At 69.0% G+C, this 11,956-nt stretch carries 10 protein-coding genes; 3 read left to right on the top strand and 7 right to left on the bottom strand.

The window, feature by feature from the left end:
- Nucleotides 1-151: 151 nt before the first annotated feature.
- Both INR38_RS22260 and INR38_RS22265 read left to right on the top strand, forming a co-directional pair.
- Nucleotides 152-1,936 (top strand): FAD-dependent protein, encoded by a 1,785-nt coding sequence (locus INR38_RS22260; protein ID WP_207443116.1) that lies wholly within the window; start codon nt 152-154, stop codon nt 1,934-1,936.
- On the top strand, nt 1,933-2,502 hold the full coding sequence (locus INR38_RS22265) for a VUT family protein (protein ID WP_207443115.1): 570 nt from the start codon (nt 1,933-1,935) through the stop codon (nt 2,500-2,502). Before INR38_RS22260 ends, INR38_RS22265 begins: the two co-directional genes overlap by 4 nt.
- Before the next feature lie 166 nt (nt 2,503-2,668).
- Here INR38_RS22265 and INR38_RS22270 read toward each other — a convergent pair whose 3' ends face one another.
- Entirely contained in the window at nt 2,669-4,045 is a 1,377-nt protein-coding gene (locus INR38_RS22270) for an amidohydrolase (RefSeq protein WP_207443114.1), read from the bottom strand.
- Between the two features lie 96 nt (nt 4,046-4,141).
- On the opposite strand from INR38_RS22270, the gene INR38_RS22275 reads away from it, so the two are divergent.
- On the top strand, nt 4,142-5,161 hold the full coding sequence (locus INR38_RS22275) for a helix-turn-helix domain-containing protein (protein WP_096915132.1): 1,020 nt from the start codon (nt 4,142-4,144) through the stop codon (nt 5,159-5,161).
- Nucleotides 5,162-5,904: 743 nt separating this feature from the next.
- Here INR38_RS22275 and INR38_RS22280 read toward each other — a convergent pair.
- The 6 genes from INR38_RS22280 to INR38_RS22305 form a co-directional block, all read right to left on the bottom strand.
- Nucleotides 5,905-6,900, bottom strand: a complete 996-nt coding sequence (locus INR38_RS22280; protein ID WP_012203338.1) for a tripartite tricarboxylate transporter substrate binding protein — start codon at nt 6,898-6,900, stop codon at nt 5,905-5,907.
- Nucleotides 6,901-7,054: 154 nt separating this feature from the next.
- Nucleotides 7,055-7,984, bottom strand: coding sequence for a glyoxylate/hydroxypyruvate reductase A (locus tag INR38_RS22285; RefSeq protein WP_207443113.1), 930 nt, complete (start codon nt 7,982-7,984; stop codon nt 7,055-7,057).
- Between the two features lie 8 nt (nt 7,985-7,992).
- Complete coding sequence (locus tag INR38_RS22290; protein ID WP_012203336.1) at nt 7,993-8,763, bottom strand: class II aldolase/adducin family protein; 771 nt, start codon at nt 8,761-8,763, stop codon at nt 7,993-7,995.
- A 59-nt stretch (nt 8,764-8,822) separates the two neighbouring features.
- The gene (locus INR38_RS22295) at nt 8,823-10,367 is read right to left on the bottom strand and encodes a class I adenylate-forming enzyme family protein (protein WP_207443112.1); all 1,545 of its coding nucleotides are present in this window, start codon (nt 10,365-10,367) and stop codon (nt 8,823-8,825) included.
- 86 nt (nt 10,368-10,453) lie between these two features.
- Nucleotides 10,454-11,440 carry a tripartite tricarboxylate transporter substrate binding protein gene (locus tag INR38_RS22300; RefSeq protein WP_012203334.1) on the bottom strand — a complete coding sequence of 329 codons (987 nt, stop codon included), beginning with the start codon at nt 11,438-11,440 and terminating at the stop codon, nt 10,454-10,456.
- Between the two features lie 125 nt (nt 11,441-11,565).
- Nucleotides 11,566-11,956, bottom strand: a 391-nt coding sequence (locus INR38_RS22305; protein ID WP_207443111.1) for an FAD-binding protein, incomplete at its 5' end; no start/stop codon positions are given.

The following is an 11,956-nucleotide window of genomic DNA, read 5'->3' on the forward strand; positions in this document are numbered from 1 at the left end:
CCGGCCCTGCATGCAAGGTCCGTGCCCGGATCGGGACGGCACCAGGACCAGGAATATCTGGCGGAAAATCCGAACCCGAGCACACCCCAAGGCTGTGCGGTCGCCCACTTTGGCTTACCATCGCCGGCCCTCTGCTTGATAGGTACAAGCCATGATCCGCGTCTCTGAACTGAAACTGCCCCTGTCGGCGGTGCAATACCACCCCGACAGCCACACCGAATATCTGCCCCTGGAGCCGCTGCGCGCCCTGGCCGCGCGCCAGCTGGGCATTGCCGAGGAGGCCATTGCCTCCGTGCACGTGCACAAGCGCAGCTTCGATGCGCGCAAGTCCGAGCTGCTGGCCGTCTACATCGTGGACCTGACGCTGACCGACGAGAGCCAGGAAGCCGCACTGCTGGAGCAGTTCTCCAGCCATGCCCATGTGAACCCCACGCCCGACATGCGCTGGCATGCCGTGGGCCAGGCGCCTGCCGACCTGCAGCGCCGGCCCGTGGTGGTGGGCTTCGGGCCCTGCGGCATCTTTGCGGCCCTGGTGCTGGCGCAGATGGGCTTCCGGCCCATCGTGATCGAGCGCGGCCGCTCGGTGCGCGAGCGCACCCAGGACACCTGGGGCCTGTGGCGCAAGCGCGAGCTGGTGCCCGAGTCCAATGTGCAGTTCGGCGAAGGCGGCGCAGGCACCTTCTCCGACGGCAAGCTCTACAGCCAGATCAAGGACCCGCGCCACCTGGGCCGCAAGGTGATGCAGGAGTTCGTCACCCACGGCGCACCGCCCGAGATCCTCTATGCCGCGCACCCGCACATCGGCACCTTCAAGCTGGTGAAGGTCGTCGAGGGCATCCGCGAGGAAATCATCCGCCTGGGCGGCGAGATACGCTTCGGCCAACGCGTGTGTGACATGCGCATCGAGGGTGAGGGCGAGGACCGCCATCTCACCGCCCTGGAGGTGCTGGACCAGGACAGCGGCGAGCGCCAGTGGCTGGAAACCGACCATGCCGTGATGGCCCTGGGCCACAGCTCGCGCGACACCTTCGCCATGTTCTACGAACGCGGCGTGCACATGGAGGCCAAGCCGTTCTCGGTGGGCTTTCGCATCGAGCATCCGCAGGGCCTGATCGACCGGGCGCGCTGGGGCAGGCATGCCGGCCACCCGCTGCTGGGCGCGGCCGACTACAAGCTGGTGCACCACGCCAGCAACGGGCGCGCGGTCTACAGCTTTTGCATGTGCCCGGGCGGCACCGTGGTGGCGGCCACCAGCGAGCCCGAGCGCGTGGTCACCAACGGCATGAGCCAGTACTCGCGTGCCGAGCGCAATGCCAACGCCGGCATGGTCTGCGCCATCGACCCCTCCGACTATCCGCGCGATGCCAAGAGCTTTGCCTGGGCCTTCGACGGCAAGACCCATGGCGTGGAAGACCTCAAGGACGGCGAGCTGCACCCGCTGTCGGGCATCGTGCTGCAGCGCCAGCTGGAGACCAAGGCCTACCTGCTGGGCGGGCGCAACTACAACGCGCCGGGCCAACTGGTGGGCGACTTCATCGCGGGCAAGGAATCGGCCGCGCTGGGCGAGGTCGAGCCCTCCTACCAGCCCGGCATCACGCTGACCAACCTGCACCACGTGCTGCCGGCCTACGCCATCGAGGCCATGCGCGAGGCCCTGCCCGCCTTCGGCAAGAAGATCCGCGGCTACGACATGCACGACGCCGTGCTCACCGGCGTGGAAACGCGCACCTCCTCGCCCGTGAAGATCGAGCGCGGCGCGGACTTCCACAGCCTGAACACGCGCGGCCTGTACCCGGCCGGCGAAGGCGCCAGCTACGCGGGCGGCATCCTGTCGGCCGGCGTGGACGGCGTCAAGGTGGGCGAGGCCGTGGCCTGCGCCATCCTCGGGCTGCCCCTGCCCTCGTCGGGCGCACGCGGCTCCGGTGGCGCAGCATGACACCGCGTCCGCACTGTTTCGCCGCCCCCTCGCGCACCCAGCTGCTGGCCGCCATTGCAGCCATGGGCGTGGTGGTGCTGTCGTCCAACATCCTGGTGCAGTACGCCATCAACGACTGGCTGACCTGGGGCGCCATCACCTATCCGTTCGCCTTCCTGGTGAGCGAGCTGGTCAACCGCAGCTTCGGCCCGCAGCAGGCCCGGCGCGTGGCCTGGGTGGGCTTTGCCGTGGCCGTGGCCGCCTCGCTGGTGCTGGCGCCGCCGCGCATCGCGCTGGCCTCGGGCGCGGCCTTCATTGCCTCGCAGTGGCTGGACATCGGCGTGTTCCACCGCCTGCGTGCGGGCCGCTGGTGGCGTGCCCCCCTGGTGGCCACGCTGCTGGCCGCCTGCCTGGACACCTTCCTGTTCTGGAGCATCGCCTTCGCAGGCGCCGCCGAGCCCTGGGTGACCTGGGCCCTGGGCGACCTGGGCGTGAAGCTGGTGCTGGGCGTGGCGCTGCTGCTGCCCTTCCGGCTCGCCATCGCCCGGTGGTGGAAAGGCCCATCGGCAATCGCTAGCGCCAAATAAAGCCGACGCGGTTCGCACGGACTCGATCTCAAGCCAGGGACACCGAGCAAGGGCCTACGCCGGCCGCGTTGCCCCGCAGCGGGGGTGCCGTCCCCCTCCCGCGTAGCGAGAGAGGGGGCGCCGTGCAACGGGAAGCGGCGTCCGCCGCTCAGGGGGAGTCCAACAACTATGGGTTGCGCTGCAGATAGTCCACGGCCAGCGCGGCCAGTGAGCGCGCGCCCGTGGGCAGTTGCTTCTCGTCGATGTCGAACAGCGGCGAGTGGTTGGACGGCGCCTTGGCGAAATCCTGGCCTGCCGGCGGCGCCCCCAGGAAGTAGAAGAAGCCCGGGACCACCTTCTGGAATTCCGAGAAATCCTCGGAGCCGCTGACCTTGGGAATCACCATGGCCTTGCCGCCCATGGCCAGCTTGAGCGCTGGCAGCGAGGCCTCGGTCAGTGCGGCGGGGTTGGTGGTCACCGGATAGGCCACGGGGCCGAAACGCACCTTGGCCTTGGCGCCGCTGGAGGCCGCGATCTGCTCGGCCGTGGCGGTGATGCGCTTGTGCGCCTCCTGGCGCATGTCCTCGTCGAAGGTGCGCAGCGTGCCCTGCATCTCCACGTTGTCCGGGATGATGTTGTAGCGCGTGCCGCCCTGGATGGAGCCGATCGTCAGCACGGCCGGCTCCAGGCTGATGTTGAGCTGGCGGCTGACCACGGTCTGCAGGCCCAGCACCACCTGGCTGGCCGCGACGATGGGATCGACCGCATTCCACGGCGACGAGCCATGGCCGCCCCGGCCCTCGACCTGGATGCTCAGGCTGTCCGAACCCGCCATCAGCGGCCCGCTGCGATAGCCCACCATGCCCGAGGGCAGGTTGGCCGTGATGTGCAGGCCGTAGATGGCCTGCACGTCCTTGAGCACGCCGGCCTCCACCATGGCCTTGGCACCAAAGCTGGGCACATGGCCGTGGGCATCGGCCTCCACCGGGGCGCCTTCCTCGGCGGGCTGGAAGATGAACTTCACCGTGCCGGGCAGCTTCGCGCGCATGCCGGCCAGCGCCTCGGCCGCGCCCATGAGCATGGCCACGTGGGCATCGTGCCCGCAGGCATGCATGACCGAAACCTCCTTGCCCATGTACTGGGCCTTGGCCTTGGAGGCAAAGGGCAGGCCGGTCTTCTCGGCCACGGGCAGCGCGTCCATGTCGGCACGCAGCGCCACGGTCTTGCCCGGCTGGCCGCCGCGCAGCACGCCCACCACGCCCGTGCCGCCCACGCCGGTCTGCACCTCCATGCCCAGGCGGCGCAGGTGATCGGCCACCAGCTTGGCCGTGCGTTCTTCCTGGCCCGACAGTTCGGGGTGCTGGTGGATGTCGCGGCGCCACTCCACCATCTTGGGCGTCAGCGGCTGGATGGCGGTATCCAGGGCCGCCAGGCCCTGTGCATCGAGCCCCTGGGCGCTGGCCGCCAGTGGCAGGCCGCAGGCCAGCAGCCCGGCCAGGGCGATGGAGCGCAGGCCTGTGCGCGGGGAGGAGGAAGGCTTTGTCTCGGCGCTGGTGTGGAGCATCTTCGTGGTCCTGGAAAGTGGCACAAGCAGCCATGCTAAAAGTGAAGCACGTATGACGGGCACGTCAAAATCGCCATTCGAGGAGCCAGAACCGCCATGCCCCGAGCCTTCATCATCGAGCTGCCCTGCCTGGAGCACAGCGCCATCGGCCATGCCGCGCACCTGGTGGAGATGCTGCGCAGCGCCAACCTGGTCGCCAGCCTGCGCCTGGGCCGGCGCGCACCACGCTTTGGCTGGCGCTGGGTCGATGGCCAGGGCCGGCCCCTGCCCGCCATGCCGCACGCGGACGAAGGCGCGGCAGCCGAAGGGCCCGCGCAGGCCGTCTTCGTGAGCGCGCTGCACTGCCCCGACATACCCTCCATCCGCGACATCGTCGCCGCGCATCCTGCCCTCACCCGGCGCATCACCACGGCCTTCGACCAGGGCTTGGCCGTCTGCACGCTGGGCAGCGCCGCCTGGTTTGCGGCAGCGGGCGGCCGCTGCCAGGGCCGGCTTGTGGCCCTGCCCTGGTATTTCATGGGCGGCTTCGGCCTGGACTTCCCGGGTATCGAACTGGCCGAGGGCCAGCCCTTCGTGGACGACAGACCCTGGCTCAGCGCCTCCCACCCCGAGGCCCTGGCACCCATGGCCGTCGCGCTCACACGCCATGCCTTCGGCGACGACCTGGCCGCAGCGCTGGCCGCCGTGCTGCAGCCCGATGCCCAGCGCGAACGCGCCACCCGCGCCGCCCTGCAGGACCGCCGCATTCCCGCCACGCGCAACAGCGTGCTGGCCCATGCCATCGCCTGGCTGGAGGCGCGCGTGGAGCAGCCCTATGACCTGCAGGCCCTCGCGGACGCGGCATCCACCAGCCCGCGCACCCTGCTGCGCCACTTCCAGCAGGAACTGGGCCACAGCCCGCTGGACCACCTGCACCGCCTGCGCTGCGCGCGGGCCCGGGTGCTGCTGGAGATCACGCTGGAGAGCGTGCCGTCCGTGGCGCTGGCCTGCGGGTATGGGGATGCCTCGGCGTTTCGGCGGGTGTTCTTGCGGTATGTGGGGATGGCGCCTGCGGCCTATCGGGAAAGGCATGCGTTGAGGGCGCCGAGGAGGCGGTGGAGGGTGGGGGCTGCTTGATTGTTTTTGCCCCTGCCGGGGGAGTTCTTTTCGAGGCCGGGTCTCGGCCCGGCAGCCGACCTACTTTCTTATCGCGCGATAAGAAAGTAGGCAAAGAAACGCGCCCCAATGCCCGCGACCCCTGCGCTTCGCTCCGGGGCAACCTGCGTCGTGGCGGTTGCGGGGTTCGCTGCGGAACTCGCTTTGCGCTTCGCGCGCCGCTCAGACAACCGCAGCGAGTCAGATCACGAAGCAGTCCTGTCCTTCGGCAGGACTGCAACCCCGCAACCGCCACGCCGCAGGCGCTGACATACGGGGAGTTGGCTCGGGCCATCGCTGCGCTCGGCCCCGGTTTGGAGCCGAGCGCAGCGATGGCGCCGGCTATTGGCAGTTGGCAGTTGGCTATCCCCAGCCTCCCCCCTTCTGCCCACGCCTGCGTTGGGCGGGATGCGGGGTGGCAAGCCTGCCGAAGGACAGGCTTGCTTCGTCATCTGACTTGCCGCAGTTGTTTGAACGGATTGCGCCGCAGGCGCAAGGAGTGAGTTCTGCGGCACACCCCGCATCCCGCCCAACGCAGGTCGCCCGCAGCGAAGCGAAGGGTCGTGGGCAGTTTGGGGCGCGCTTCTTTGCCCCGCTTTCTTGTCGCGCGACAAGAAAGCGGGTCGGCCGCCGGGCCGAAACCCGGCCTCGAAAAACAACCACCCGGCAGGGGCAAAAACAGAAAAACAGACCGACGAACAAAAGGAACAACGGTCCAGCAAAACCTAGTCCACCGTCACCTTCGCCTCCCGAATCACCCTCCCCCACTTCTCCGTCTCTGCAGCAATGAACCGATCGCACTCCTCAGGCGTGGACCCCTCCGCAAACGTCCCCATCACCTGCTCCAGCCGCTGCGACACCTCGGCACTGCGGATAATGCGCGACACCTCGGCAGACATGCGCTGCACGATCTCGCGCGGCACGCCGGCCGGCGCGATCATGGCCGCCCAGGTGCTGCCCAGCAGGCCGTCGTAGCCCTGCTCCACGAAGGTGGGCACGTCGGGCAGCGCGGCCAGGCGCTTGTCGCTGGCCACGCCGATGAGGCGGATGCGGCCGGCCTTGGCGGGCTGGATGAGGTTGGGCGGCGGGTCCAGGAACAGCGGGATCTGGCCGCCCATGAGGTCGGCCAGCGCAGGCGCGGCGCCCTTGTAGGGCACGTGGACCATGTCCGTCCTGGTGAGCAGCTTCATCAGCTCGGTGGTCAGGTGGGCGCTGGAGCCGCTGCCCGAGGAGCCGAAGCCCACCTTGCCGGGATTGGCCTTGGCATAGGCGATCAGCTCGGGCGTGGTCTTGAAGGGCGCGTTCATGGCCACGGCAGCGACCAGGGGCGAGACGCCCATGAGCGAGACGCCGACCAGGTCCTTCTTCGGGTTGTAGGGCAGCTTGGGATAGAGCGTGGTGTTGGCCGCATAGGCCGCGATGACCACGCCGAAGGTGTGCCCGTCCGGCGCGGCCTTGGCGATCTGGTCCACGCCGATGATGCTGTTGGCGCCAGGCTTGTTCTCCACGATGACGGGCTGGCCCAGGGCCTTTTGCAGGCCGACCTGCAGCAGGCGCGCCATCTGGTCGGTGAAGCCGCCTGCCGTGTACGGAACGATGATGCGGATGGGCTTGGAGGGCCAGGGGCTCTGGGCCCAGGCCGAGGGGGCCAGCACGGTGGTGGCTGCTGCAGCGGCGGCAGCGGTCGATTGCAAAAAGCCGCGGCGGGAAGTCGAAGGCATGGTGTCTCTGGGTTCTTCTCAGTTGAAAAATGGCCCCCACGCTACCCTTGCTGCGCAAGGTCCGCTGCCCCCCAAGGGGGCCGCTTTTCATCTTGGGGCGGCCCGGCGATGAAAAAACGCCACGCAACAGCGCAGCGTCGGATGGAAAAAGGGCTCAGTACCCCCGCGCCACATCCACAAGGTTGAGCAGCGGCTCGCCCGCGCGCAGGCGGCGCAGGTTCTCCAGGCACTGGCGCGCCACGGTGTCGGCCGAGGCCTGGGCCGCGATGTGCGGCGTGACGAAGGCCTTGGGATGGCCCCAGGCCTTGTTGCCGGGCTGGGGCGGTTCGTCGCGCAGCACGTCCAGCGCGGCGCCGGCCAGGTGGTCTTCGTCGAGCAGGGCCAGCAGGTCGTCTTCCACCACCTGCTCGCCGCGCCCCACGTTGATGAAGTAGGCGCCGCGCGGCAGCAGGGACAGGGTGCGGCGGTCCAGCAGGTCGCGCGTCTCGGGCGTGAGCGGCAAGGCGCAGACCAGGATATCGCTGGTGGACAGCAGTTGCTTCAGACCTTCGGCACCGCTGTGCGTGGCCAGGCCTGCAATGCTCTTGGCGCTGCGGCTCCAGCCTGCGACGGGGTAGCCGATGGCCTGCATGGCGCCGGCCACGAAGCGGCCGACCTCGCCCAGGCCCAGGATGCCCACGCGGCAGTCTGCGCTGGCGCGCACGGGGCGGCGCAGCCAGTCGCCGGCATGCTGCTGGCGCGCGAACAGGTCCAGCTCCCGCGTGTGGCGCAGCGCGGTGCCGACCACGTACTGGGCGATCTCCACATGCTGCTGCGGATCGACGGTGCGCGCCACGGGCAGGCCGGCCGGCAGGTCGGGCACGGCCAGCAGCTTGTCCACGCCCGCGCTGGGTGCGCACAGCAGCTTCAGGCCCGGATAGGCCGGCAGCACGCCCGGCTTGAGGCTCCAGGCGAGCATGGCCTCGACCGCGTCGGCCGGTGCCTCCTCGCGGTGGCCCCAGACCTGCACGCCGGGCGCCAGCGCGCGCAGCGAGTCGACGATGGGCGCGCCCATGCTCGGGTGGATGTTGACCAGAATTCCCATGGTTTCCTTCAGTCCTTGTAAGAAGGGTCTATGCGGTCCAGGCGGCGCAGCAGGCCGGGCCAGGCCAGGCCTGCGCCCTTGCCCTTGGTGACCTGGCGCGACTGGTTGACCGCGTCGGCAATGATGTCCTGCGGGATGCGCGTGAGCTCGCCGCCGCCCGACTGCGCCAGGATCTGGATGCGGCAGGCCGACTCCAGCGTGTACATGGCCAGCACGGCCTCGGCCACGTTGCGGCCGCAGGTCAGCAGGCCGTGGTTGCGCAGGATGAGGAAGTTGCTGGCGCCCAGGTCATCGACCAGGCGCGGCTTCTCGTCGTCACGCAGGGCCACGCCTTCGTAGTCGTGGTAGGCCAGGCGCGCCAGCGGGAAGATGGACTGCTGCGAGATGGGCAGCAGCCCTTCCTTCTGCGCCGAGACGGCCACGCCATAGCGCGTGTGCGTGTGCAGCACGCACTGCACCTCGGGACGGCCGTCGTGGATGGCGCTGTGGATGACGAAGCCGGCCGGGTTGACGTCGTACTCGGTCTCCATCAGCGGCCGGCCCTCGTGGTCCACCTTGACCAGGCTGGACGCGGTGATCTCGTCGAACAGCATGCCGTAGGGGTTGATCAGGAACTGGTCGGGCTGGCCCGGCACGCGCGCCGAGATGTGGGTGAAGATCAGGTCGTCCCAGCCGAAGTGGGCGACCAGCCGGTAGGCGGCGGCCAGCTCGATGCGGGTCTGCCATTCCTCGGCCGTCACCTGGCGGCGGACCTCGGACATCGTGGTGTCGTTGCTCATGGGGTGTACCTCTTGGTGGACATCGTGGTGGACATCGTTTGGAGAAAGCATCCGCCGGTTCAGCGCCCCGTTGCGTACTGGTCGCGCAGCTCGCGCTTGAGCACCTTGCCGATGGCGCTGCGCGGCAGCTCGGCAATGAAGCGCAGGTCCGCCAGGCGCTGGGTCTTGCCGGCCCGCTGGTTGTACCAGCCCATGATGTCCTCGGGCAGGGCCGGCTGCCCCGCGCGCGACACCACGTAGGCCACGGGCGTCTCGCCCCATTGCTCGGACGGCACGCCGACCACGGCCACGTCGTCCACTGCCGGGTGGTCGCGCAGCTGGGTCTCCAGGTCGCTGGGGTAGATGTTGAAGCCGCCGCTGATGATCATGTCCTTGCGGCGGTCGAACAGGGTGAGGAATCCATCGGCATCGAAGCGGCCCACGTCGCCCGTGCGGATGAAGCGCTTGCCCGTGGGGTCGAACCATTCGGCCTCGCGCGTCTTGGCGGGCTGGCCGTGGTAGCCGGTCATCATGCTGGCCGAATGGCCCACGACCTCGCCATCCTCGCCGGGGGCGACCTCGTGGCCGTCCTCGTCGATGAGGCGGATGTCATGGCCCTCGGCGGGCTTGCCCACGGTGTGCAGCTTGTCCTGGTGCAGATGGGCTTCGAGGATGCAGGTGCCGCCGCCTTCGGTCATGCCGTAGAACTCGGTCAGGCTGCCGGGCCAGCGCGCCACCACGTCGGCCTTGAGCTCGGCCCGGAATGGCGCGCTGGTGCAGAACTTGGCGCGGAAGCTGGACAGGTCATGCTCGCCGAACTGCGGCAGCGCCATGATGCGCTGGTACTGCACGGGCACCAGCATGGTGTGGGTGACGCGGTGCTGCTGGGCCAGCTGCAGGTAGCGGGCCGCGTCGAATTTAGGCATCAGTACCACGCAGCCGCCGCTGCCCAGCGTGGGGAAGAACACCACCAGCGTGGTGTTGGAGTACAGCGGCGTGGCCAGCAGCGTCGTGCCCTCGGGGCCATAGCCGTAGACGCTGCCCCGGTTGATGTGGGCCCAGCGCATGCCGTGCGACTGCACGATGCCCTTGGGGGTGCCCGTGGTGCCCGAGGAATAGATGATGTTGAACGGCGCGGCCGGCTCCACGCTCACGGGCGCGGGCTGCGCGCCTTCGGGCGCCAGCCAGTCGTCAAAGGCCCGGCCGGGCGCGGCGCCGTCCAGCGAGATGCATTGCAGGGCGCCGTCGGCAGGCACCAGGTCCTGGGCCGCCTTGTCGAGGAACAGGTGGCGCGCCTGGGCATCGCGCAGCATGGAGGCCAGGCTGTCGGCCGTGGAGGACGGCGCCAGCGGCGCAACCACCACGCCCGCGCGCAAGGCGCCCAGGAACAGCGCGGCATAGCGCACTGAGTTCAACGCGCAGATGGCGATGGCCTGGCCAGGCTGCACGCCGTCGCGCTGCAGCGCGGCGGCCACGCGGTCCATGAGGGCGTCAAGCTGCGCATAGCTCAGCGTCTGCTGGTCGTCGCGCAGCGCGGCATGGGCCGGCTGCTGGCGCGCGTGGCTGCGGATCAGCTCGGCCAGCGTGGTGAAGGGCGCATCGGGCGAAGGCAGGGAGACAGTCATGAGGGACTCCGTTTCACGAATTCACGAATCTCAAGCGGACTGCGCCCGCCAGCCTCCTGGCCCTGCGGGCGCATTGGAGGACAGGCCTACTTGGCGGCCAGGCCCAGGCGGTCGATCAGGACCTTGTCCTTGGCATAGGCCTCGCGCACCCACTGCGCATAGTCGGCGCCGGAGCGGTACCAGGCGTCCTGGTTCAGCTGCTTGAGCACCTCGATGTGGCGCGGGTCATCCATGGCTTTCTTGAAGGCGTCGTGCAGCTTGCGCACCACGGCCGGGTCCATGCCCTTGGGGCCGGCCAGTCCGTAGGGCGAGGTGGAGACCACGCCATAGCCCAGCTCCTTGGCCGTGGGCACGTCGGGCCAGCGCTGGGTGCGCTTTTCGCCGAAGGTCATGAGCAGGCGCATCTGGCCGCCATCCACATAGGTGTCCCAGCCCGAGGCATCGCTTTGCGCGGCCACGTGGCCGCCCAGCAGGGCCTGCTGCAGGTCGGCGTTGCCCTTGAAGGGCACGTGGTTGAGCGTGACCTTGGCGTTCTCGGCCAGCTCCTCCATCAGCAGGTGGGGCGAGGAGCCTATGCCGGTGGAGCCGTACTCGATCTTGCCGGGGCTCTTGCGCGCGGCGGCAATGTATTCGTTGAAGCTCTTGTAGGGCGAGTCCGAGCGCACCGTGAAGCCGAAGGTGTAGCCCGAGACGCCGATGATGTAGGTGAAGTCCGTGACCGGGTTCCAGGCCGTCTTCTGCATGTGCGCCATGCGCAGCATGGACATGGGGAACTGGGTGATGGTGTAGCCATCGGGCTTGGCCGTGCGGGACATGTTGCCCGGGCCCAGCGTGCCGCCCGCGCCGGGCTTGTTCTCCACGATGATGGTCTGGCCCAGCTGCTTGCCCGCGATGTCGGCCAGGGTGCGCATGTGGCGGTCGGTGGAGCCGCCTGCGGGGAAGGGCACGATCAGCGTGATCGGGCGCGTGGGAAAGTCGCTGGCCTGGGCCCATGCCGGTGCGCTGGCGCCCGTGGTGGCCACAAAGACAACAGCCGCAAGCGCAAGGCTGCGGCGGCCAATGGAAATCTGCATATCTGTCTCCTGCATCTCTGAACCAGGTGGGGCCGGGGCACATGCCTTGTGTGCCGCTCTGGCCAGGGCCCGGATGCTTCACCCGGGCCCGTTGGCACCGCCTCCCGGTGCGGTGCCTTGCGTTCTTACAGCGACTGCACCAGCTCGGGCACGGCCTGGAACAGGTCGGCCTCCAGGCCGTAGTCGGCCACTGAGAAGATCGGTGCCTCGGGGTCCTTGTTGATCGCCACGATCACCTTGGAGTCCTTCATGCCGGCCAAGTGCTGGATGGCGCCGGAAATACCGGCCGCAATGTACAGCTGGGGCGCCACGATCTTGCCGGTCTGGCCAACCTGCAGGTCATTGGGCGCATAGCCTGCGTCCACCGCTGCGCGCGAAGCGCCGATGGCGGCACCCAGCTTGTCGGCCAGGGGGGTCATGACTTCGTTGAACTTCTCGCTGCTGCCCAGCGCGCGACCGCCGGAGACGATGATCTTGGCAGCCGTCAGTTCCGGGCGGTCATTCTTGGTGACCTCA

Origin of the sequence: Delftia sp. SD018 (assembly GCF_017355445.1) — a bacterium.
In the GTDB taxonomy this organism is placed as follows: Bacteria; Pseudomonadota; Gammaproteobacteria; order Burkholderiales; family Burkholderiaceae_C; genus Comamonas; species Comamonas acidovorans.